At 59.4% G+C, this 23,275-nt stretch carries 21 protein-coding genes and 1 pseudogene; 13 read left to right on the top strand and 9 right to left on the bottom strand.

What is annotated here, in order from left to right; translation table 11 throughout:
* Nucleotides 1-2 precede the first annotated feature (2 nt).
* The 3 genes and pseudogenes from AC0L4F_RS01980 to AC0L4F_RS01970 all read left to right on the top strand — a co-directional run bounded on the left by AC0L4F_RS01980 (nt 3) and on the right by AC0L4F_RS01970 (nt 3,040).
* Complete coding sequence (locus AC0L4F_RS01980) at nt 3-1,010, top strand: ABC transporter permease (RefSeq protein ID WP_244684693.1); 1,008 nt, start codon at nt 3-5, stop codon at nt 1,008-1,010.
* Nucleotides 1,011-1,326: 316 nt separating this feature from the next.
* Nucleotides 1,327-2,250, top strand: coding sequence for a sulfite exporter TauE/SafE family protein (locus tag AC0L4F_RS01975; RefSeq protein ID WP_244684690.1), 924 nt, complete (start codon nt 1,327-1,329; stop codon nt 2,248-2,250).
* Nucleotides 2,250-3,040 (top strand): annotated as a pseudogene (locus AC0L4F_RS01970) (TIGR02186 family protein). The gene AC0L4F_RS01975 and the pseudogene AC0L4F_RS01970 overlap by 1 nt, the downstream one beginning before the upstream one ends.
* On the opposite strand, the gene AC0L4F_RS01965 reads toward AC0L4F_RS01970, so the two are convergent.
* The 4 genes from AC0L4F_RS01965 to AC0L4F_RS01950 form a co-directional block, all read right to left on the bottom strand.
* Nucleotides 3,037-3,441, bottom strand: a complete 405-nt coding sequence (locus AC0L4F_RS01965) for a PaaI family thioesterase (protein ID WP_244684688.1) — start codon at nt 3,439-3,441, stop codon at nt 3,037-3,039. The pseudogene AC0L4F_RS01970 and the gene AC0L4F_RS01965 overlap by 4 nt on opposite strands.
* A 10-nt stretch (nt 3,442-3,451) precedes the next feature.
* Nucleotides 3,452-6,073 (bottom strand): peptidoglycan -binding protein, encoded by a 2,622-nt coding sequence (locus tag AC0L4F_RS01960; RefSeq protein ID WP_244684686.1) that lies wholly within the window; start codon nt 6,071-6,073, stop codon nt 3,452-3,454.
* A gap of 3 nt (nt 6,074-6,076) precedes the next feature.
* Nucleotides 6,077-7,321 (bottom strand): biopolymer transporter ExbB, encoded by a 1,245-nt coding sequence (locus AC0L4F_RS01955; RefSeq protein WP_244686311.1) that lies wholly within the window; start codon nt 7,319-7,321, stop codon nt 6,077-6,079.
* Between the two features lie 71 nt (nt 7,322-7,392).
* Entirely contained in the window at nt 7,393-7,923 is a 531-nt protein-coding gene (locus tag AC0L4F_RS01950; RefSeq protein ID WP_244684684.1) for a gamma-glutamylcyclotransferase, read from the bottom strand.
* 82 nt (nt 7,924-8,005) lie between these two features.
* Here AC0L4F_RS01950 and AC0L4F_RS01945 point away from each other — a divergent pair, with 82 nt between their 5' ends.
* A complete protein-coding gene (locus AC0L4F_RS01945; RefSeq protein ID WP_244684682.1) occupies nt 8,006-8,992 on the top strand; it encodes a DUF2125 domain-containing protein in 987 nt (328 codons plus the stop codon).
* Nucleotides 8,993-9,053: 61 nt separating this feature from the next.
* Here AC0L4F_RS01945 and AC0L4F_RS01940 read toward each other — a convergent pair whose 3' ends face one another.
* Both AC0L4F_RS01940 and AC0L4F_RS01935 read right to left on the bottom strand, forming a co-directional pair.
* Nucleotides 9,054-9,590, bottom strand: a complete 537-nt coding sequence (locus tag AC0L4F_RS01940) for a glutathione S-transferase family protein (protein WP_244684679.1) — start codon at nt 9,588-9,590, stop codon at nt 9,054-9,056.
* Nucleotides 9,533-9,775: a thioredoxin domain-containing protein gene (locus AC0L4F_RS01935; RefSeq protein WP_244684677.1), complete on the bottom strand. Its 243-nt coding sequence runs from the start codon at nt 9,773-9,775 to the stop codon at nt 9,533-9,535. The genes AC0L4F_RS01940 and AC0L4F_RS01935 overlap by 58 nt, the downstream gene beginning before the upstream one ends.
* A gap of 222 nt (nt 9,776-9,997) precedes the next feature.
* On the opposite strand from AC0L4F_RS01935, the gene AC0L4F_RS01930 reads away from it, so the two are divergent.
* Nucleotides 9,998-10,624 (top strand): helix-turn-helix transcriptional regulator, encoded by a 627-nt coding sequence (locus AC0L4F_RS01930; RefSeq protein ID WP_348524049.1) that lies wholly within the window; start codon nt 9,998-10,000, stop codon nt 10,622-10,624.
* Between the two features lie 128 nt (nt 10,625-10,752).
* Here the strand turns inward: AC0L4F_RS01930 and AC0L4F_RS01925 are convergent, their stop codons facing one another.
* Entirely contained in the window at nt 10,753-11,355 is a 603-nt protein-coding gene (locus AC0L4F_RS01925) for an alpha-ketoglutarate-dependent dioxygenase AlkB family protein (RefSeq protein ID WP_244684675.1), read from the bottom strand.
* Nucleotides 11,356-11,562: 207 nt separating this feature from the next.
* Between AC0L4F_RS01925 and dnaK the strand changes: the two genes are divergently transcribed.
* The 3 genes from dnaK (at nt 11,563) to radC (ending at nt 15,572) form a co-directional block, all read left to right on the top strand.
* Nucleotides 11,563-13,473 carry a molecular chaperone DnaK gene (gene dnaK / locus AC0L4F_RS01920; protein WP_244684673.1) on the top strand — a complete coding sequence of 637 codons (1,911 nt, stop codon included), beginning with the start codon at nt 11,563-11,565 and terminating at the stop codon, nt 13,471-13,473.
* Nucleotides 13,474-13,563: 90 nt separating this feature from the next.
* Nucleotides 13,564-14,706, top strand: coding sequence for a molecular chaperone DnaJ (dnaJ, locus tag AC0L4F_RS01915; protein WP_244684671.1), 1,143 nt, complete (start codon nt 13,564-13,566; stop codon nt 14,704-14,706).
* Nucleotides 14,707-14,801: 95 nt separating this feature from the next.
* Nucleotides 14,802-15,572, top strand: coding sequence for a RadC family protein (gene radC, locus AC0L4F_RS01910; RefSeq protein WP_244686309.1), 771 nt, complete (start codon nt 14,802-14,804; stop codon nt 15,570-15,572).
* Between the two features lie 10 nt (nt 15,573-15,582).
* Here radC and AC0L4F_RS01905 read toward each other — a convergent pair whose 3' ends face one another.
* On the bottom strand, nt 15,583-16,920 hold the full coding sequence (locus tag AC0L4F_RS01905; RefSeq protein WP_244684669.1) for a lytic murein transglycosylase: 1,338 nt from the start codon (nt 16,918-16,920) through the stop codon (nt 15,583-15,585).
* Nucleotides 16,921-17,045: 125 nt separating this feature from the next.
* Nucleotides 17,046-17,867, bottom strand: a complete 822-nt coding sequence (locus AC0L4F_RS01900; protein WP_244684667.1) for an ABC transporter permease — start codon at nt 17,865-17,867, stop codon at nt 17,046-17,048.
* Between the two features lie 126 nt (nt 17,868-17,993).
* On the opposite strand from AC0L4F_RS01900, the gene cysQ reads away from it, so the two are divergent.
* The 5 genes from cysQ to AC0L4F_RS01875 all read left to right on the top strand — a co-directional run bounded on the left by cysQ (nt 17,994) and on the right by AC0L4F_RS01875 (nt 23,227).
* Nucleotides 17,994-18,791 carry a 3'(2'),5'-bisphosphate nucleotidase CysQ gene (cysQ, locus tag AC0L4F_RS01895; RefSeq protein WP_244684665.1) on the top strand — a complete coding sequence of 266 codons (798 nt, stop codon included), beginning with the start codon at nt 17,994-17,996 and terminating at the stop codon, nt 18,789-18,791.
* 5 nt (nt 18,792-18,796) lie between these two features.
* Complete coding sequence (locus AC0L4F_RS01890) at nt 18,797-20,029, top strand: glycosyltransferase family 2 protein (RefSeq protein ID WP_244684662.1); 1,233 nt, start codon at nt 18,797-18,799, stop codon at nt 20,027-20,029.
* A 97-nt stretch (nt 20,030-20,126) separates the two neighbouring features.
* Entirely contained in the window at nt 20,127-21,020 is an 894-nt protein-coding gene (galU, locus tag AC0L4F_RS01885; protein ID WP_244684660.1) for a UTP--glucose-1-phosphate uridylyltransferase GalU, read from the top strand.
* Nucleotides 21,021-21,036: 16 nt separating this feature from the next.
* Nucleotides 21,037-22,026 (top strand): UDP-glucose 4-epimerase GalE, encoded by a 990-nt coding sequence (galE, locus tag AC0L4F_RS01880; RefSeq protein WP_244684658.1) that lies wholly within the window; start codon nt 21,037-21,039, stop codon nt 22,024-22,026.
* Nucleotides 21,986-23,227, top strand: coding sequence for a glycosyltransferase family 4 protein (locus tag AC0L4F_RS01875; RefSeq protein WP_244686307.1), 1,242 nt, complete (start codon nt 21,986-21,988; stop codon nt 23,225-23,227). Before galE ends, AC0L4F_RS01875 begins: the two co-directional genes overlap by 41 nt.
* Nucleotides 23,228-23,275: the final 48 nt, after the last annotated feature.

Below are 23,275 nucleotides of genomic sequence, written 5' to 3'. Positions count from 1 at the left end.
CCATGGACCTTTTGACCCTTCTTCAGGTGCTTGATTCGACACTTCGACTGGCGACGCCGCTGCTGTTGGCCTGTCTTGCCGGTTTGTTTTCCGAACGCGCCGGTGTTTTTGACATCGGACTGGAGGGCAAGATGCTGGCAGCGGCCTTTTTCGCCGCCGCCCTGGCCTCTATCACCGGGTCGGTCTGGTTGGGCCTGATGGCCGGAATTGCAGCATCGCTGATTTTGTCGCTGATCCATGGCCTTGCCTCGATCACCTTTCGCGGGAATCAGTTGATCTCTGGCGTGGCAATCAACTTTCTGGCGTCCGGTTTGACGGTTCTTATCGCGCAGGATTTGTTCAGCCAGGGCGGGCGCACGCCGTCGCTTGTCGGCGGGGCACGTTTCGAAGGCATTGACCTTCCTTTTGCCATCGGTCCCCAAGATGCCGAGGCGGCGGGCGTTCCCCTGTCACAACTGGTGGCGGAGGCCGGGCCGCTCCAACAGATCTATTCCGAATTGATCTCTGGCCATTCGATCCTAGTCTATATCGCCCTGTTGTTCGTGCCGCTGTCGTGGTGGGTGCTGTTTCGCACCCGCTTTGGCCTGCGGTTGCGGGCGGTCGGCGAAAATCCGGCGGCAGTGGACACGGCCGGGGTGTCGGTTGTCGCCCTGCGTTTTGCGGCGGTCATGATCTGTGGCGTTCTATGCGGCATTGCCGGGGCTTACCTTGCCACCGCGCTTCAGGCTGGATTTGTACGGGAAATGACCGCCGGGCGGGGCTTTATCGCTTTGGCGGCGCTGATTTTTGCCAAGTGGCGGCCATGGTATGCGCTTTATGCCTGCCTTCTGTTTGGTCTCTTGCAGGCGGTGGCGCTGCGCTATCAGAACATTGACCTCGGGATCTTCGTTGTCCCGGTTCAGGTGATGGACGCCCTGCCCTATATCCTGACGGTGGTGATCCTGGCCGGCTTTGTCGGCAAAGCGATTCCCCCGCGGGCCGGCGGCGAACCCTATGCCAAGGAGCGGTGACCGCCAACACCGGTTGGTCGCCCCCATGCGGGGCGATCACATAACATTGCAAATCTGGAACATTGCGCGTGCAGAAACACGGCATGCCGGTACTCTCGACGCCGCTTTCACGCGTCTGCACCCAATACCGACCTGACACCGAAACCACGTAAGCAATTGAAGTAGCAACCTAAACCCAAACTCATCACAGCGTTGGCCCACAAGAATTTGCGGGCCGCGCCATAATTTTTCCGCGTCGAAAAATAATCCACGATTTTTGCCACTTCGTGACTTTGCTGCACTTGCAAATCGCTGCGAGATGCGGCTAGAGACAGCCATGCAAATATACCTGCCAATAGCCGAAGTTTCGGTAAATGCTTTCCTGCTCCTTGGGCTGGGGGGTATGGTTGGGATCCTGTCAGGCATGTTCGGTGTCGGTGGCGGGTTTCTCATGACGCCACTGTTGTTCTTCATCGGCATTCCCCCCGCCGTTGCCGTAGCAACCGAAGCCAATCAGATTGTCGCCTCGTCGTTTTCCGGCCTGCTGGCGCATCTGAAACGCAAAACCGTTGATTTAAAAATGGGCGGGGTGCTGCTTGTCGGCGGTTTGGTCGGCGCGGCGCTTGGGGTGTTGGTTTTCAACTACTTGCGCTCGCTGGGTCAGGTCGATCTGCTGGTCAAACTCTGTTACGTTGTTTTCCTTGGCATTATCGGCGCGCTGATGTTTGTCGAAAGCCTGCGCGCCATTCGTCGGTCGCGTGCGGCGGGCGGCGTCACCCCGACAAAACGCAAACACCGTGGCTGGATTTCGGCCATGCCGTTCAAGATGCGGTTCCGCACCTCCGGTCTCTATATCTCTGTCATTCCGCCCCTGATTGTCGGCGTTTTGGTGGGTATTCTGGCGGCCATCATGGGGGTCGGCGGCGGCTTTATCATGGTGCCTGCGATGATCTACATCCTGCACATGCCGACCAAGGTTGTGGTCGGAACCTCGTTGTTCCAGATCATTTTTGTCACCGCGTTTACCACCCTGCTGCACGCCACAACCAACTACACCGTGGATATGGCGCTGGCGGTGCTTCTGCTGGTGGGGGGTGTGATCGGGGCGCAAATCGGCACCCGGATCGGCGTCAAGCTCAAGGCGGAACAATTGCGTATCCTATTGGCAATGCTGGTAATTTTGGTCTGCGGCAAGCTTGCCTTTGACCTGCTGGTGCAACCATCCGAACTCTATTCGATTGGCACCGGAGGGGGGCATTGATGCGTGGCTTTCTAGCACTGTTGGCGCTGATGCTTTTGCCGGTTACGGCACAAGCTCAGGACCTGGCACAGGATGAACCCGCTGTTGCGGCAAATGACCTGCAAGAGGCCGTTGTCCTTGGCCTGTCCCAGAACCGCGTGCGGATCACCGCCAATTTCGACGGATCGGAAATCCTGATCTTTGGCGCGGTCAAACGCGATGGCGCGGTGCCCGACAGCGAGCTGGATGTGATTATCGCCGTGGCTGGCCATCGGCCCCATTGGTGGTGCGCAAAAAAGAGCGCCGTTATGGCATCTGGATCAACACCGAATCCGCCGATCTGCATTCTGCACCCAGCTTCTATTCCGTCTCTTCTTCGCGCCCTTTGAAGGATATCCTGCCCGAAGCCGTCGACGAAGAGTTCCAGATCACCGCGCCGCAAATGGTGCAGGGGCTGGGGTCGGAACAGAATTTCGTCGATGCCACGATCCGCATTCGCGAAAATGCCGGGCTGTATCAGGTCAACGAAGGCAGCATCGAGGTTTCGGAACAGACCTTGTTCCGCACATCGGTCGACATGCCGGCCAACCTGACCGAAGGCGACTATCGCACGCGGGTGTTCTTGCTGCGCGACCAAACAATCATCTCTGATTTTGAAACGATCATTGATGTGCGCAAGGTCGGCCTGGAGCGGTTCCTGTTCAACCTCTCCCGCGAAAGACCGTTGATTTACGGGCTTTTGTCGCTGGCCATTGCCATTGCCGCAGGCTGGGGTGCATCCGCCGCCTTCCGCGTGTTCAAAGCCGGTTAACCCCGGTAACGAAACACGCCGGTGGCGGTTGCGATCAACAGGCCGGTGTCATCTTCGACCCGGCCCTCGGCAAAAAAGGTGCGTTTCCCGCCGCCGGTTTTGCGCCCTTCACCGATCAGGACCCCGCCCAGAGGCCGGGACAGATAATTGACCGACAGGTTGAGCGTAAGGCACATCTGTCGGTCATCCCGCACCCCGGTGAAGCACCCCGAATACCCCATACATGTGTCCAACAGCGCGGCGTGAATGCCGCCATGCGGCGCGCCATGGCGGTTCTGGGTAAACTCGGCTAGGGGCACTTCGATGCGGGCGAATTCCGGCCCCCACTCTACCAGTTTCATGCCGATATGGGTGGCAAAGAGAGAGGGTGCCTCCCAGTTTGCCGGGGTGTCGTCGGTCATGTCGGCCTGCCTATTTCTCGGTCAATTTCAATTCGATACGACGGTTGCGCGCACGGGCCTCGGCGGTGTTGGCAGGATCGACAGGCGTGTATTGCCCAAATCCGTTTGCCGCCAGCCGCTCTGGTTCCAGCCCCAGGAAATTGATCATATACCGCACAACCGACAGCGCCCGCGCCTGGGACAATTCCCAATTGTCGGCAAATTGTTCAGAGCCGACGATTGGCACATTGTCGGTATGGCCATCGACGCGAATGACCCAGTCAATTTCGCTCGGAATATCATCCGACACCGATTTCAGGATGCGGGCGACCTTGGCAATCTCGCGCTGGCCATCCGCCGACAACGTGGCATCACCCGACCCGAACAACACGGAAGAGGCAAAGACAAAGCGGTCCCCTTCGATGCGCACGCCGTCCTGATTGCCCAACAGATCCCGCAAACGGCCAAAGAATTCCGACCGGTATTTCTCAAGGTTCCTGTTTTCTTCTTCCAGCAGCGCGGCATTGCGTGCCTCGGCCTCGGCGCGGCGTTTTTCTTCCAGCGCCTTTTGCGCCAGCGCCGCATTCAAATCAGACCCAAGGCTTTCGATTTGAATGTTCTGCGCCACATCGCGGGCTTTGTAGTCGTCCAAGAGCGCCTGCAATTCGCCCAATTGCGCCCGCAACGCGCCAACCTGTTGGTTGAGCACCTCGGCCCGACGCTGTGCGGCGGTCGACACCTGGGTCTGTTCGGCCAATTCGCTGCGCGCAGCCGCCAAAAGCGCCGCGCGATTTTCCGCTTCGGATCGGCTTTGGCTCGCGGCGGTTTCAGCGGCCTTTGCCGCCTGCTCGGCCGCCAGTTTCAGCGCCAGCGCCTCGGCCAATTGGGCGCGCACATCCGTGGCCTCCAGCTCTGCCTTGACGGTGGCGGCCAGAGCAGCAGACAATTGATCCCGCAGGCTGATTTCGCCGGTCTGGGTTTCGTCCAATGTGGCCCGCAGATTGGCCAGCTGCTGTTCAAGGGATACGCTACGCGTCTCTGCCTGTTCCAATGCGCCGCCCAGCGCCTTGGCGTTTTCTTCGGCGGCCAATTGGGCGGCCAGCGCCTCGGCCAGCTTGTCTTCCAGCGTGCGCGTTTCGGCGCGTGCGGCGTTCAGGTCGGCCTGCGAGGTTTCCAAGGCATTCGCGGTTTGATCGCGGGCCTGTTCTGCCGCTACCCGCGCCGCAAGCGCCGCCGCCAGATCTTCTTCTATCCCCGCCATATCGGATTGCGCAGACAGGGCGCGAGCCAGTTCATCTTCCAGAGTTGACTGTCGATCCAGCGCCGCCGTGGCGGTTTGTTCCGCTTCCCGCGCACTGCGTTCGGCGGTCAATTTCGCGGCCAGCGCCTGGGCCAATTGTTCCTCCAGCGCCCCGCGTTCCACATCGAAATTTTCGCGCAGGCTGGTCAGGGCGAGTTCCAGTTCACCGATCCGGGCGGTCTGGGACTGGCTGTCCAACAGGGCGGCGGCCAATTGCGCCTCCAATCCCGAAAGCCGTGACCCGGTTTCGCGGTCGTTGGAAAGCGCATTTTGCAAATCTTCGGTCAGCGCGACATTGCGTGCCTCGGCCTGTTGCCGGGCCAGAAGGGCCGCCGCAAGCTGCGCTTTCAGGGTCGTGGATTCCTCAGACGTTTCGGCCAGCCGGGCATCCATCTCGACCAATTGCGCTTCGGCGGCGGTCTGCGCGATCAACGCATTGGCCAGCCGCGCATCCAGATCTTCTTCGACCGATTTTGCCGCCGCCAACAGCGACAGGGTTTCCTCGGCCTCGCGGCGGCGCTCTTCCAAAGCGAGGGTCATTGCGGTCAATTCAGCATCTGCGGTTTTCAACCGCTCGCGCAGCGCCTCGGCGGCGGCGATTTCGGCCAGCCGTTTCGCCTCTTCCTCGCTCAGGCGATTTTCCAACTCCTGGATCTGTGCACCAAGCACCGCAGTCGTGTCTGCCTGATCGCTTTGCATCTGGGCAATCATGGCTTCCAAGGCTTCGGCCTGGGCGGCGGCAAGACGCGCGGCCTCGGCCTCGGCATCAATCTCGTCGCGTGCCTGTGCCAAGGCCAGTTGCATGGCCTCTTGTTCGCTCAACAGGATCTGTTCACGATCCTGCAATTCACCAATACGGTCGGCGGCGGCGGCCTGATCGGCCAAAAGACCGGCGATCTGGGCCTCGAACCCGGTGATCTGTTCCTCGGCCGCGCCCAGCGCCGCGTCCCGTGCGGCCACATCCTGTTGCAAGGCCGCAATCTGAATGCCAGCGGCGGACAATGCCGCTTCGCGCGTTTCAACATCGCGTTGCAAGGTGGCAATGATCGACGCCTGTTCCGCCGCACGGGTTTCGGCATCCCCCAGCGTGGCGGTCAGACTGCCAACCTCATCTTGCAGGGCGGCGGTCTTGTCGCGTTCCAGCCCCAGCGCCTCGGCCAGGGCGGCGATTTCACCGGACAATTCATCCAGCTGGCTTTCCTGACCGGTGATGGTTTCCCGCAGCGAAAATTGCACCACCATGAAAATGGTCAATACAAACATCAATACCAAGAGCAGACCGGTCATCGCATCGACAAAACCGGGCCAGATCGAGCTTTGCAATCTTTGCCCTGTGCGACGTGACAATGCCATCGTTTAACCCTCCTGTTCAGGGGATTCCAATTTCGGCCGTCTGATGTTTCGATTGGGCCGATTTGCGGCGTTTGTATTGGCGCTGACCTGGCGCACGGCGGTGTTCAACGCACGGGTCAGAGCCGACAGATCGGTACGCAGTTCCGCCATGCTTTCCTGACGGCCGGCAGACATCTCTTCGAGGATACGCAGCATCTGGACATCAATCGACCGCAGGCGCATCCGGCTTTCGGCATCAATCCCGCCTTCGGGGTTCACCGTGCGACTTTCCAGCGCTTCAATCAACCGTTCCTGTCCTTCGGCCAGACGGGTCAGCGCCGTGGTCGGGGCGGATTGTGCCTCCAACCGTTCGGTCATCCGTTCCAGACTGTCCGCCAGGATCGACAGTTTGTCATCCACCACCGCGCGGCTTTCGTCGGACTGGGCGAACATCTGTTGCAGCGATTCCATCTGCTCGGACATGTGATCGACCACCGCGACCAGCAGCTGTTGATCGCTGCCGCCCTCGCCCTCACCCGAACCGGCATAGCCCAGCCGGGTGATCGAGGACATCCATTCCTCAAGCTCGCGGTAAAACCGGTTCTGGCCATGACCGGCAAAAAGTTCCAGCAACCCGACCACAAGCGAACCGGCAAGCCCCAGCAAGGACGAGGCAAAGGCCGTGCCCATTCCGCCCAGCTGGCTTTGCAGACCTTGTTGCAGGCGTTCAAAGATCTGCCCACCGGTTTCGCCCGGTGCCGGTGTCAGCGACCGGATGGTATCGACCAATGCCGGGATCGTGGTGGCAAGGCCATAAAACGTACCCAACAGCCCAAGGAAAATCAGCAGCGACACGATATAGCGGGTGATTTCGCGCGCTTCGTCAATCCGTTGCCCAACCGAGTCGAGGATCGACCGCGACGAGGTGGCCGAAATCTGCATCCGCTTGCCCCGCGTCCGCATCAAGGTCGCCAAAGGCGCCAGAATGCGCGGCGCGACGTGGCCGGCATCGCGTTCGGCTGCGAAACTTTCGATCCAGCGCACCGATCCGATCAACGTCACCACCTGCCAGAAGGTGGCAAAGACCCCGATCACAAACACCAGAACGATGAACCCGTTCAGATAGGGATTAGAGAGGAAGACCGGCAAAACCCTGGGCAGCGCCAGAAACAATCCGGCCCCGACAAGCCCCAGCACCGTGACCATAAAGATCACCTGGCGCACAGGTTGAGAAAATTTCGGCTCGGCCTCGCGGTCCGGCTTGTCCACCATGAGGGACGGTTCCTGACACTGTTAGTTGCGCCAAGAGTCTAGGCAGGTTTCCCTAGCAAGCCAAGGTGTTATCGGCAAATGTCATGGACCCGGGCCGCCAACCATTGCAAATCTGCATCCTCAATGCCCAATTCGACCAAATGTGCGGCGGTATTCCACAGATATTCGGTGTTCGGACCACGCCCGCCAACGGCATGGGCGATGATCTGGGCCTGCTGTTCCAACGGCATATCCCGGCAATATTGCCAATGATCCGTGTTGATCACATAGGCCAGCGCCTCGACCCGGCGGCCATCATCCATACCCAGCATCACATGCCGCTCGACATAGGCCGACGACACCAGCTCGCGGTCGCGCAGATAGGCCAGCGTCGCATCCTCTGTCCCCGGCTCGGCCCGCAGCGCCACCCCGTCACAGACCGCATCTGTCGCCTCGTCCAGCGCCAGAACAAGCCCCGGATCTTCTTCGGTGCCACGATGGTGGATTGAATGCATGCAGAAACTGCGGCGATACCCCTCAAGCGAGGCCAGCCGGGTTTCCGCGACCGGAAAGCCGGGGTTCCACAAAAGAGAGCCATAGCCAAAGACCCAAAGTGCCATGATGCTTTTCCTTTCGACTGTCGGGATGTAATGCATCACGGCAAGAGGCAAAAGCCCAGCCCCGCCGCGACGGAGACCGCCCATGATGAAACGACTTGCCATTTTGATCATCCTGGCCGCTGTCGGGTGGGCCGGTCATTGGCTTTGGGGAAAACAAACCCTGATGACCACCTATCAGTCCTGGTTCGCCGAGCGCCGCGCCGAGGGGTGGCAGGCCGAATACACCGATATGGCCATCCGTGGCTTTCCCAACCGGCACGACACCACATGGGAGGGGCTGTCGATCACCGACCCTGACAGTGGTCTGGGGTGGCGCGCGCCGTTCTTTCAACTCTTCCTGCTCAGCTACAACCGGCATCATGCCATCGCGATATGGCCTAATCGCCAGGTGATTCTGACGTCAGAAGGCGAATTCGATGTCACCAGCGAAAGCCTGCGCGCCAGCCTGGTGACCGAAGAAGATGCCCATTTCCTGCAACGGGCAAACCTTGTGGCGGATGTGCTGAATATCACCGATCCCGACGGTGCCACCACCGCCCTGGCGCAATTGCGCATGGCGGCAAACCGGACCGACAATGCAACCTATGATCTGGCGATCACAGCAGAGGGTCTGGCCCTGCCCGCCGGTCTCTTGCGCGCCACCGGCGGGACGTTGCCGGATACATTCTCGGCCGCACAGATGCAGGCGACGGTTGGTTTTGACGCGCCTTGGGCGTTAAACGCGCCGCACATCCGACCACAGCCGGTGCTGATTGACCTTGAAAATGCGGCGCTGGAATGGGGGCCGATGGCGCTTCGGATGACGGGCAGGATTGACATTGATGACGCGGGTCGCGGCAATGGCGAGATCAACCTCCAGGCCCGCAACTGGCGCGATATGCTGGCGATTGCCCGTGCCTCGGATCAGGTGCCCGCAGTGTTGCTGGACGGGATCGAGACAACATTGACACTGATGTCGTCTCTTTCCGGCAGCAGCGCGACACTGGATGCCACGCTGCGCCTGAAAGAGGGTCAGATCTGGTTGGGTTTGGTGCCCCTGGGCAAAGCGCCAAGATTTGTGCTTCGCTGATCGCCGCAATACCCAATCGACCTGCAAGCGCGGCTCATGAGGCCGCTGACGGATCTGGCCGTTAACCGGCGGCCTGAAGCGCCTGCATTTCGGGATACATCGCGGCACGCCCCGCCGCGACATAGGCCATCAACCGCGCATTGCCCTTGACGAGGTCCGCCAGCGGCGATGCCCCCGGAAGGGTCGACAACATGTCAAGAAACGGCACCACCGACGCATCTGCGGCCGTGGGCCGGTCCCCGAACAAAAACGGACCGTCCCACAGCAGCGCCTCAATCGCGGCAAGATCTTCCTGCATCAGCGCCAACCGATCGGCGTCGTTCATTCGGGAAAACCCATGTGCAAGCATGCCCGTGCGCACCTGCTTCCGAATGTCATCGGTCACGGGCACCCGCTGCACCTCCGGGATCGAGGCAAAGAAAATGTCGCGCACCCGGACCCAGCAATCGTCATTCATCCAGCGTTCGTGCACCAATCCCAATGACAGGTTTTCCTCGGCCAATCGCTGAAACGCTCGCGCCGTGGCTTTCTGCAACGCGGTCAAACCGGGGTGGAAATCGGCGCCGCGCGTTTCGAGAAAGGCCTGAATACGCCCCAATCCGGCAGCAACGCGCCATCGACCCGGATCACCGGCAGTTTTCCGTATGGCATTTCGGCGGGCCGTTCAAAGTATTCCGGCGTCCATACCTCGCCCGCCATGGTCAAAAGGCTCATCGCTTTGACACAATAGGGGCTATGTGACGGGCAACCGAAGCTGGGCGGAAAAGTCAGAAGAGTGATCATTGGTAAATTCCTGTGTTGTGGTGCCCCCTGACTACCAACCCCTCTTGTCAGTTTTTGTCAGCACATGCCGTTGTCAGCCCCCTATCCTTGCCAGTACCCTGCCCCAAGACGCCCCTAGGAAACCCAATGCCAAGATGACCCGCACCCAACGCCTCTTTCAATTGATGCAGGCCCTGCGCAGCCTGCCAGGCCCCGGTCACCGCGGCGGCGCTGGCCGACGAAATGTCGGTCGACCCGCGCACAATATACCGCGACATCAATACTTTGCGTGAAATGGGGGCGGTGATCGACGGCGCGGCGGGCTATGGCTATACCATGATCGAAGATCACGCGCTGCCGCCCATGGGGTTCGAAAATGACGAGCTGGAGGCGCTGGTCCTGGGCCTGCGCGAAGTTCAGGAAATCGGCGATCCCACTCTGGCGAAAGCGGCGGGTCAGGCCCTGACCAAGCTGCGCGCCCGCCTGCCCGACAAACAGGCGCATCGCCTGCGCCATGCGGTCCTGCATGTGCATCATTTCCACGAAATTCCCAAACCTGGTGTCGATGCGGCCGTGCTGCGCCGCGCGACTTGGGACGAAATGCGCATTCGGTTTGCCTATCGTGACAAAGACGGCAACGCCACAACGCGCGAGGCCGATCCGCTGACCATTTCCTATTTTCAGATGAGCCATTGCTTGCTGGCCTTTTGCCAGTTGCGACAGGATTTTCGCGCGTTCCGACTGGACCGCATGACCGATCTCGAAGTGCTGGACATCAGCTTTCGCCCGCGCCGCGTGCCCATGCTACGCGACTACATGGCATTGCTGAAAGCCGGAACAGAACGGTACAAAGGCGGCGAACGCCAATAAGACCCCGGGGCTTCTTCTGTTCTCAAATATCCCGGGGGTGAGGCGGAACGCCGAGGGGGCTGGCCCCCTCTAAACCCCTCTGGCCTCCTCTGCCGCGCCTGATACAAAGCCACCCGATCACAGGGCACTCAGGTCACCACCCGCAAGGTCAGGTTGATCCGCCCGCCCTCTTTCATCAATCGGGATAAGCCGAATTTTATCCGATCCACCCCATGATGCACCAACCGCGCCTTGCCGCGCATCACAACCACATCACCGGACTCAAGCCAGATTGATTCGGTCTTGCCACCCTTTTCGACATTGCCAATGCGAAACAACCCGGCGTCCCCCAGCGACAGCGACACCACCGGCTGGTCGAAATCCGCCTCGTCGCGGTCCTGATGCAGCCCCATGCGGGCGCCTTCGCCGTAGAAATTGATCAAACAGCACTCCGGCATCCGCGCCTCGGGCGCAACCTCTCGCCAAATGGCCAAAATCGCTTCGGGGATCACAGGCCAGGGCAGGCCATTCGGGTGAAATGGCTGATAGCGATACCCCGACCGGTCCGTCACCCAGCCAAAATCCCCGGCGGCGGTCATCCGCACCGACATCCGCCGCCCACCGGGCGTTTCGGGATGAAAAAACGGGGCCTCACGCGCCACATCGCGCAGCAATTCCAGCATTTCAACCTGTTGGCCCGGTGTCACATGCCCCTTCCAAAGCTCGACTCCGCGCAAATTCAGGACCGTCATGCGCTTTCCCTTCACATTTCCTCAACAAAACCGACCGCATTTGCACAATAGCGTCGCCCAGAGCGCTTGCAGCACCCAAAACCGGTCCTTATATACACGCCGAAGCGCGGAACGGGCCGCAGGGCTCTCCGCCAAATCATTCGGGACGGGATGCTGTAATGGGTCCTGCCTCGTGTCATCGCCTTGAAGAATAAAAGGGATCGCAAAATGGCCAAAGTAATTGGTATTGACCTCGGAACCACCAACAGCTGCGTCGCCATCATGGACGGCAGCCAGCCACGTGTTATCGAAAACGCCGAAGGCGCACGGACGACCCCGTCGATCGTCGCTTTCACCGACAACGAACGTCTTGTCGGTCAGCCTGCAAAGCGTCAGGCCGTCACCAACCCGGAAAACACCGTTTTCGGGGTAAAGCGTCTGATCGGTCGCCGGAATGACGACGCGGATCTGGCAAAAGACAAAAAGAACATGCCATTCAACGTCATCGACGGCGGCAATGGCGATGCTTGGGTTGAAGCGAAAAGCGAAAAATACAGCCCCAGCCAAATCTCTGCCTTTATCCTGGGCAAGATGAAAGAAACCGCCGAGAGCTATCTTGGCGAGGACGTGACCCAGGCGGTCATCACCGTTCCGGCCTATTTCAACGACGCCCAGCGTCAGGCCACCAAAGACGCCGGCAAGATCGCCGGTCTCGAAGTGCTGCGGATCATCAACGAACCGACAGCGGCGGCCCTAGCCTATGGTCTCGACAAAGAAGACACCCACACCATCGCGGTCTATGACCTTGGCGGCGGTACCTTCGACGTGACCATCCTTGAAATCGACGACGGGTTGTTCGAAGTCAAATCCACCAACGGCGACACCTTCCTCGGTGGTGAAGATTTCGACATGCGGATCGTGAACTACCTCGCGGATCAGTTCAAGAAAGAGCACGGCGTTGACCTGACCAAGGACAAGATGGCGCTGCAACGGCTGAAAGAAGCCGCCGAGAAAGCCAAGATCGAACTGTCCTCGTCCAGCCAGACCGAAATCAACCAACCGTTCATCTCGATGGACCCGAACGGTGGCCAGCCGCTGCACATGGTGATGAAACTCACCCGTGCCAAGCTGGAATCGCTGGTCAGCGACCTGATCAAAGCCTCGATCAAACCCTGCCAGGCCGCGTTGAAAGACGCCGGTTTGACCACGTCCGACATCGACGAGGTTGTTCTGGTGGGTGGTATGACCCGCATGCCGCGCGTGATCGAAGAAGTGACCAAGTTCTTTGGCAAAGAGCCGCACAAAGGTGTGAACCCCGACGAAGTGGTTGCCATGGGCGCCGCGATCCAGGCCGGTGTTCTGCAGGGTGACGTCAAAGACGTTGTTCTGCTTGACGTGACGCCGCTGTCGCTGGGGATCGAAACCCTCGGCGGTGTCTTCACCCGCCTGATCGACCGCAACACCACGATCCCGACCAAGAAATCGCAAATCTTCTCGACCGCCGAGGACAACCAGAACGCCGTGACGATCCGGGTGTTCCAGGGTGAACGCGAAATGGCCGCCGACAACAAGATGTTGGGCCAGTTCAACCTTGAAAACATCCCGCCCTCGCCGCGTGGCATGCCCCAGATCGAAGTGACCTTTGACATCGACGCCAACGGCATCGTGTCGGTTCAGGCCAAGGACAAGGGCACCGGCAAGGAACAGAAGATCACGATCCAGGCCTCGGGTGGTCTTTCGGACGAAGACATCGAAAAGATGGTGCACGAAGCCGAAGAGAACGCCGAATCGGACAAGGCGCGCAAGGAATTGGTGGAAGCCAAGAACCAAGCCGAAAGCCTTGTGCATTCGACAGAAAAATCGCTGGAAGAGCACAGCGACAAAGTCGATCCGACCACGGTCGAAGCCATCGAACTGGCGCTGGCGGCCCTGCGCGACGAAATGGAAACCGACAATGCCGACAAGATCAAATCCGGCATTCAGAACGTGATGGAGGCGTCCATGAAACTGGGCGAAGCCATTTACAAGAACAGCCAGGAAGAGGCCGGTGAAGAGCCGACCGCCGCCGATGACGGCCCCGATGATGACAGCATCGTCGATGCCGATTTCGAGGATCTTGATGGCGACAAACGCGCCTGATCATCCGTGATGACAGCGCGACGGAACCACTGCGGGGGCCGGTCCGGATGCCGGGCCGCCCCCACATGTTCCTGAAAGGAGGACAGAGGCATGTCCAAACGTGATTATTACGAGGTTCTGGGCGTCGCCCGGACCGCCTCCGCTGACGAGTTGAAGAAGGCCTATCGCAAAAAAGCGATGGAACTGCACCCCGACCGCAACGCCGACAACCCCGAAGCCGAAGGCAAGTTCAAAGAAGCAAACGAAGCCTACGAAGTGTTGAAAGACGCCGACAAAAAGGCGGCTTATGATCGCTACGGCCACGCCGCATTTGAGGGCGGAATGGGGGGCGGACGCCCCGGCGGACATCCAGGCCAGCAGGGCGATTTCGCCAGCGCCTTCTCGGATGTGTTCGACGATCTGTTCGGCGATTTCATGGGCGGGCGCCAGGGCGGTGGCCAGCGTGCGGCACGCGGGGCCGATCTACGCTATAACCTGCGGGTAACGCTGGAAGAAACCTATTCCGGTCTGCAAAAAACCATCAACGTACCGACATCGGTGCAATGTGGATCCTGTAATGGGTCCGGCGCCGAAGGGGGCGCGGAACCGGCAACCTGTCCGACGTGTTCCGGCATGGGCAAGGTCCGCGCGCAGCAGGGCTTCTTTACCGTTGAACGCACCTGCCCGACCTGCTCCGGTCTTGGCCAGATCATCAAGAACCCCTGCCAAAGCTGCCACGGCGCGGGTCGCGTCGAAAAGGAACGTGCGCTCAGCGTCAACATTCCCAAAGGCGTCGAAACCGGCACCCGCATTCGTCTTGCAGGTGAGGGCGAGGCCGGGATGCGCGGTGGACCTCCGGGCGATCTCTATATCTTTATCGAGGTCAGCGCCCACAAGATCTTTGAACGCGACGGCGCGGATCTGCATTGCCGGGTGCCGGTGTCAATGTCGGCTGCCGCGCTTGGTGGCGACATCGAAGTGCCAACCATTGATGGCGGACGCAGTCGGGTGAAAATTCCGGCGGGGTCGCAATCGGGACGGCAAATGCGCCTTCGGTCCAAGGGGATGCCGCCGCTGCGGGGTCCCGGGATGGGCGACATGTTCATCGAACTTGCGGTTGAAACCCCGGTCAATCTGACCTCTCGCCAAAAGGAGCTCCTGCGTGAGTTCGAGGCTCTGAGCGAGGATAACAACCCGGAAAGCAAAAGCTTTTTCTCATCCGTCAAAGGATTTTGGGATAGCATGAAGGGTTAATCTCTTGCCGCAAAGGCGCCTGCAAGGGCGGATGCGCGGGGCTTCGGCCTGTGGAAATTAACCAATGCTTTACCAAGCTGGGCCATGCTGATGGCATGGCCCGGACAACCGCCTTTTCAGAATCACCCTTACCGCTGTTTGACAGCGACGAAGCCACCGCCGTTCCGGCGTCGGCCAACGGCGGCACGCGGCTGCCGTCGTATATCCGCGACCATCGCAAACGGCTGCGTGACCGGTTTCTGGCGGGCGGGGCGGATGCGCTGCCGGATTACGAAATGCTGGAACTTGTCCTGTTCCGCGCCATTCCCCGTCAGGATGTCAAACCGCTGGCCCGGATGCTGCTGGAACGGTTCGGCGATTTCAATCGGGTGATCTCTGCCCCGATCCCCCGGCTGTCCCAGGTCAAGGGCGTCGGAAATGCCGTGATCTGTGAATTGAAACTGGTTGAGGCCGCCGCCCAACGTCTGGCGCAATCCCGCGTGCTGGAACGCCATATCGTGTCCAGCTGGGACCAATTGATTGCCTATTGCCATACCGCCATGGCCCACCGCGAAACCGAACAGTTTCGCGTGCTGTTCCTGGACCGCAAGAACATCCTGATCGCGGATGAAGCCCAGGGCCGGGGCACCGTCGATCATGTCCCCGTCTACCCGCGTGAGGTGGTGAAACGCGCGCTCGAGATCAATGCATCGGCCTTGATCCTGGTGCACAATCACCCCTCAGGCGATCCAACCCCCAGCCAGGAAGACATCGACATGACAGCCCAGATCGAAGTTGCTGCCGGTGCGCTCGGCCTCACGTTGCACGACCATATCATCATCGGCAAAAGTCGTGAGCTCAGCTTTCGGGCCGAGGGCCTGTTATAGCAAGCGGACCCTACCGCAGCTTTTTGAGGATGTAGAAGGACGCATTGCCGTCTGGCACCTCGCCGATGCTGTTCTGATAGGCCCGCAGCGCCGCAATTGTGGCCGGGCCAACCTGGCCATCCACACCTTTGGTATCAAACCCCTTTTGGGTCAGACGGCGTTGCAATTCCATCCGTTCGGCCCGGTTCAGCGCCCGATCGCCAATCGGCCAACCGCCCTGAATGGCCGGTCCGCCGGTGATGCGATCCGACAAATGCCCCACCCCCATCGCGTAAAGATCAGAGTTGTTGTACCGCTTGATCACGTCAAAATTCTTGAAAATCAAAAACGCCGCACCGCGCGATCCGGCCTGCAACATCAGATAGGCCGAGCCATAGTCCCGCACCGGACGACCGTCCATGCCCACCACGCCGGCGCGCGCCCAATCGCTGGGCATGCGGCGGGTTTTCGATTTCACCTGACCGTAATCGAACCCGCGCGGCAGCTTCACCTCGACACCCCAGGGCATCCCGCGAACCCAGCCAAATCGCGCAAGATAGGCCGCCGTCGATGCCAGCGCATCGGTCGGATCATTTGACCAGATGTCACGTTTGCCATCGCCGGTGAAATCCACCGCATATGCTGCAAAAGAGGTCGGGATGAACTGGGTGTGGCCCATCGCACCGGCCCAGCTGCCGGTCATATTGGCGGGCGTGGTGTCACCGCGCTGTAGGATTCGCAGCGCTTCGATCAATTGTTTCTCGAAAAACCGACCGCGTCGGCCATCATATGCCAGTGTCGCCAAAGCCTCGATCACCGGGATGTCGCCACGGGTTGCCCCATAGGCACTTTCCAGCCCCCAAATTGCCGCGACCACATGCTTGTCGACACCATAATGGGCCTCGATCCGGTCCAGCGTGCGGGAATTTCGGCGATACGCCCGTTTGCCATCGCGAATGCGTTTGTCGGACGCGGCAATATCAAGGTATTCCCAAACCGTCTTGGTGAATTCCGTCTGCCGCCGATCGCGTTCGATCACATGGCTGTTGTAGGTCACGCCGCGAAACGCCCGGTCATAGGTCGCCCCCGACACCCCCGCCGCCAAGGCACGCGGACGAAATGACTTTACCCAGGACTGGAAACCGGGATTGTTGACCTTGACCACGGGATCAGCGGCGCGGGCCGCCCCGGCCAGATCTGACGGGCGCAATTGCGGCCGCAGGCTGGGGCCGGTCAACATGGCGATTTGCACGGCGGTATCCACCGCTTGGCCCGGGCGCATCCCGGGCCGGGGCGAGCTTTCCAGCGCAAAAACCGGCAGGGCAACCGCCGCTGTAATTCCGAGAGATACAAGTAATTTCAACAACATAAACCTAACTCTCTGATTTCAGATTTCACATCATCATAGCAGATTGCGCAATTGCGGAAACTGATGGTTTCGTGATTGGCGACAATCCTCCGGCGCCAAGGGCAGCCGGACCAGGATCAGCAGGCTCAGCTTCGGGCCGACCAGGACGCCGACACATGCCGCCGGGTATAGAATTCGCCCATCAGACCAAGCGTGATCAACGCGATCCCCAACCAAAGGGGGTAATCGGTGTTCGAATTGCGCGGGAAATAATTCACAAAGGCAAATCCGCGCGCCTGATCAATCGTGTGGAACAATGGGTTCCAGTCAAACATCACCAACAGGTAGCTGGGCAGGGTATTGGCCACAAACATCTTGCCCGAGGCAATCATGTTGGCCCGCTGATAGATGGTCGATGCAATGCTGATCGCGGTCGGGAACCAGGGTTTCAGGGCCAAAAACACCATGCCAACCGCCGCCCCGGTGAACCACGACAGAAGCAGCATGGCCATACAGCCGACAGGATCGTGAATCTCCACATCCTTGAAGCCGACATCATAGACAAACAACACGATCAGCACCGACAGGATCTGAATATAAAGCGCGGACAACATTCCCGACAGGATAGAGATTATCGTGTTCATCGGCGCGTGCTGCATCATCGGCGATGCTGGCCCTTCGGCCCCGACAACCGCGCTCATGGTTTTGATGTGGGTCATGTACAGGAAAATGCCGGACATGATGTAAATCATGAAATCGCCGCGCAATTTCAGACCACGCAGCCCCAGAACCGTGAACATCACGTAAAACACCACAACCATGATGATCGTTTGCAGCACATTCATGAAAATCGACATCAATGCGTTGCCGTGCGTTTTGCGCACATTTCGCACCGCGCCGTGATAGACCAGCTCAATCGTCGCCAAGAGCGATTGAAACGCGGTTTTTGGACTTCGTTGAACGAACATGGGCCTGCTCCGCCTGATGTATTCTTATGACACGGAATTCTTGCTGTTCCGTTGCTATGCAAGCATAACGTTATACAAACGTTCTGACAACAAATCCCGACGGCATTTTACCAAAGGAGTAGAGCTGTGAATTATGATGAGCTGACCCGCGTGATCCGAAAACTCGCGTTGGAGGCCGGGGATGTGATCATGGAGATCTACAATTCAGACGATTTCGAAGTAAAATCGAAATCCGACGACAGCCCGGTCACTGCCGCTGATGAGGCCGCTGATGCGCTGATTTCCGCTGGATTGCGCGCCGCATTTCCCGATGTGACTTTGGTCACAGAGGAGCAATCCGACAGCCACGAGGCCCGCGCCGAGACATTCCTGATTGTCGACCCGCTGGATGGCACCAAGGAATTCATCAATCGCCGTGGCGATTTCACCGTCAATATCGCCTATGTCGAAAGCGGCGTTCCGACGCGCGGCGTGGTTTATGCGCCGGCCAAAAACCGGTTGTTTTACACCAATGGCATGGGCAATTCGGTCGAGGAAACCGGCCCCTTTGACAAGGACACCCCCGGCGCCCTAACCCCGATCAAGGTGCGCCAGCCCGACAATCAGGCACTTTTGGTGGTGGCATCAAAATCGCACCGCGATCAGGCCACCGACGATTACATTGGCAAATACAATGTCGAAGACATGAAAAGCGCCGGATCGTCGCTGAAATTCTGTCTGGTTGCGACGGGCGAGGCGGACATTTACCCGCGTGTCGGGCGCACGATGGAATGGGATACCGCTGCGGGTCATGCGGTGCTGAACGGGGCCGGTGGCCATGTTGTACGCTTTGATGACCACACCCCATTGGCCTATGGCAAAGAAGGTTTCGCCAACCCGTTCTTTATCGCCTACGCACCGGGCGTGGACCTGAAGGACGCCTGACAACCTTGGCCACGGTCAGCGTCATCATCGTATCACACGGACGCCCGCGGGCGTTGAAACGATGTTTGCTGGCCGTGCGCCAACTCCTTTATCCTGAATTCGAAATTGTGGTGGTTGCCGATGGCGGCGGTCTGCGGGCCATCCATGGCACGCCGCAAAGTTCCGCGATCAAATCAGTACAATTTGACGAAGAAAACATCTCGGCGGCGCGCAATATCGGCATCGGATTGGCCGCGGGCGAGGTTGTTGCCTTTATTGATGATGATGCGGTGCCGGAACCGACCTGGCTCACCCATCTTGTGTCCGCATTTGATGATACAGAAGTGGCGGCCGCAGGCGGCTATGTACGTGGGCGCAATGGTGTGTCCTGGCAATGGCGGGCTGCCTGGGTCGATGCGGCGGGCGCGCGCCACCCGCTGACGCTGCCCGATGATCGACCGGTGGTCCTGCACCCCAAACCCGGTCGCGCCATCAAGACCGAGGGCACCAACATGGCGTTTCGCCGCGAGGTGATTGCCGGCATTGGCGGCTTTGACCCTGCGTTCCGGTTTTTCCTTGATGAAACAGATGTGAACCTGCGGCTGGCGCGTGGTGGCCATGCCGCAGCGATTGTCCCCCTGGCCGAGGTGCACCACGGATTTGCCGCAAGTGCCCGGCGGCGCGATGACCGGGTGCCACGGGATCTGTTTGAAATCGGGGCTAGCCACGCGGCCTTTTTGCTTCGTCACTGCCCCGTCAATGAGCGTCCGGCACAGGCGGCGGCATTCACCGATGAGCAACGTCGCCGATTGCTGCGCCACTTGGTGGCGGGTCGGCTGGAGCCGCGCGATGTCCGCCACCTTTTGCAGCGATTGGCACAAGGCATGGCAGAGGGACGCACCCGCGCGCCCAGCGCCCTGCCGGCCCTGCCCCGATCCAGCGCCGCGTTTTTACCGATAAAACGCAGTGCCGTACCACAATCGCGGATTCACTATGGACGCTGGCGCATTCGCACAAAAATTAGGCAGAAGGCCGCGCATGATGTCGCGGCTGGCCATATTGCAACGGTTATGATCTTTTCTTTTAGCGCCTTGTTTGGTCGCGTGCTTTTTACTGAAAGTGGGTTCTGGGAGCACAGCGGCGGTCAGTTTGGCCAGATGAAACGTCAGGGGAAACTGTTTCAAATCCGTCGCTTTGCGGGAAAGTGCCAAAACGAGACAAATCGCGTGCGCGCGGTCAGAGGATTAAGTAGACCATAGTCGGATCATCGCCCAACAAGTTGGTCTTGGCCAGTTTGATAATTGATCGGTTTGATGTAATACGCCCGTCATAGGGCATTGGAAAACGAGGGTATTTATGCGTAACAAGGTTACGAAAGCAATTTTTCCGGTCGCAGGTCTGGGCACGCGGTTTCTTCCGGCGACGAAATCAGTCCCAAAAGAAATCATGACGCTGGTCGACCGCCCGTTGATTCAATACGCCATCGACGAAGCCCGCGAAGCCGGGATCAAGGAATTCATCTTTGTAACCTCGCGCGGCAAAGGCGCATTGGAAGATTATTTCGACCATGCACCGCAGTTGGAAAACGAACTGCGCAAGAAGGGCAAAGATGACCTGCTTGAGACCCTCAAAAGCACCAATATGGAAAGTGGCGCCATTGCCTATATCCGCCAGCACAAGGCCTTGGGATTGGGGCACGCGGTATGGTGTGCGCGGCGTTTGATTGGCAACGAACCCTTTGCGGTCATGTTGCCGGACGACGTGATTGCCTCAGAAAAATCCTGTCTGCACCAGATGGTCGAAGCCTATGAGGAAACCGGCGGCTGCATGGTGGCGGCGATGGAAGTTGCCCCTGAAAAAACGTCCTCTTATGGCGTGCTCGATGTGTCCGAGGATCACGGCAAATTGGTCTCGGTCAAGGGCATGGTCGAAAAGCCCAAAGTCGAAGATGCACCCTCCAACCTCGCGGTCATCGGGCGCTATATCATCACCCCGGATGTGCTGCGCAATCTGAACAAGATGAAGCAGGGCGCAGGCGGCGAAATCCAATTGACCGACGCCATTGCCCAGGAAATCACCGAAGGCCGCAAGGTATCCGGTCTGCGGTTCCGCGGCCAACGGTTCGATTGCGGCTCCAAGGCGGGGTTCCTGCAAGCGACCGTGGCCTTTGGGCTGGCGCGCGAAGAATTGCATGACGATCTGCATGGCTTCCTGCAAGAGCTGATGGCTGTGGACAAAGCGGCCCAATAAACATGCGGGCGGCACGATGACACGTGGCAATATCCTCGTCACCGGCGGGGCCGGTTACATCGGCTCTCATGCCTGCAAGGCGTTAAAGGCGGCGGGGTATACCCCTGTCACCTTTGACAATATTTCGACCGGCTGGGAACAGGCGGTCAAATTCGGCCCCCTGGCACAGGGCGATTTGCTGGACCGCGCCCGATTGGATGCGGTCTTTGCGCAATATCAGCCCATCGCCGTCATGCATTTTGCCGCGCTCAGCCTGGTTGGTGAGGCGATGAGCAATCCCGGTCTCTATTGGCGCAACAATGTCGGCGGCTCGCTGAACCTGATCGAAGCAGCCGTGGATGCCGGTTGTCTGGATTTCGTGTTTTCGTCGACCTGCGCCACCTATGGCGATCAGGACAACGTGGTGCTGGACGAAAATTCCGCGCAACACCCGCTGAATTCCTATGGCAAGTCCAAACGCGCGATCGAAGACATGTTGGCTGACTTCGGTGCATCGCACGGGCTGCGCAGCGTGATTTTCCGCTATTTCAACGTCGCGGGTGCCGATCCCGAGGGCGAGGTCGGCGAATTCCATCAACCGGAAACCCATCTGATCCCGCTGATGCTGGACGCGGTAGATGGCAAACGTGCGGCACTAACAGTGTTTGGCACCGATTACGACACAGCGGATGGCACGTGCATTCGCGACTATGTGCATGTCTGCGATCTGGTCGATGCGCATGTTCTGGGCCTGAAATGGCTGAAGGATGGGCGCGGCAGCCGGGTCTTCAACCTTGGCACCGGATCAGGATTTTCCGTATTCGAGGTGATTTCCCATTCCGCTGCGGTCACCAACCGCGAAGTGCCTTATGAAATTGGTGGCCGCCGGGCGGGAGATGCCACAAAACTGGTTTCCGGATCGACCCGCGCTGTGCAAGACTTGGGTTGGACACCCACAAGATCCAACCTGGAGGCGATGATCCGTGATGCCTGGCGATGGCACCAAAGCGGCCATTACGACCGATAACGCCGCCGCACCACCGGCCCGATGCATTGACATCACGCGGCTGATCCGGCGTGCCGGACGGCCCATGACCGGCGTCGACCGGGTGGAATTTGCTTATCTGCGCGCCCTGGTGGCGGATGCGGTGCCGGTTTTTGCCTTGGCACGCACCCGCCAAGGATATGTTCTGCTTGCCCCCGAAGGGGCGGCGGAAATCCTGCGTCGCGCCGAGGCGGATGAATGGGGGCCGCTGGATGCGCTCGGCCGTTTTCTGGGTCGTGTGTCCGGTGGCTCTGAAATCCGGCGAAGGGCCGAAGCGGATCTGCGCCGGAATGCGCGCGCGCGGACGTTGCCACACCGTCTTGGCGCGATGCTGCAACAGCATTTGCCTGCCGGTATCAGTTACCTCAACACCGGGCATTCCAACCTGACGGACCGCGTTATTTCTGCGCTGCGATGTGTGCGGGACGCCCGGATTTCGGTGCTGATGCATGACACCATTCCGCTTGATTTCCCGCAATATCAACGGCCTGAAACCCAGGTGAAGTTCAAGGCCTTCCTGGGGCGGGTCGCAAGGCACGCGGATCTTGTCATTGCCAATTCCGCTGTGACCCGTGCCGATTTCCTGCGCCATTGCGAGGCCTTTGGCCGCTTGCCAGAGTGTATTGTGGCGCCGCTTGGGATCGAACTGGCACAGCCTGCGGACCTGCCGAACAGCGCCTTTCCCGATGCCCCTTACTTTGTCTGTGTCAGCACAATCGAGCCGCGCAAAAATCACGCATTGCTCTTGGACATCTGGGACAGTTTCGCAGAAGAGGGCCGCAAGGCCCCGTATCTGGTGATCTGTGGCGGCCGTGGCTGGAACAATGACGCAGTTTTTGCCCGGCTCGACCAGGGCAATCCATTGGTTCAGGAGCGTCCCGGCCTGTCGGATGGCGAAATTTCCGCGCTTCTGGCACGCTCCTGCGGATTGGTTTTCCCCAGCCTTGCCGAAGGTTACGGCCTGCCCCCGATCGAGGCCGCGGCACTCGGCGTTCCGGTAATTTGCAGCGATCTGGAGATATTCCGGGAAACGCTCGCAGACATTCCCATTTACCCGGCACAGCCTGACGTCTATTCTTGGCGCAAGGTACTGGAGCAGGTACAAAAGCAAAAACAACCACGGGCGTTATTTCATCCGCCGAATTGGGACAGTCATTTCAATATTGTCTTAAGCTCGGTCTGATAGCGACACCGGGAATTTAGTATTGAGGGAAGTGGAGCGGTTTTGGGG

This window comes from Marinovum sp. J2-8 (assembly GCF_055808435.1).
Note: the sequence above shows the minus strand (reverse complement) of the source record. Positions and strands in the feature narration are given on the sequence as shown.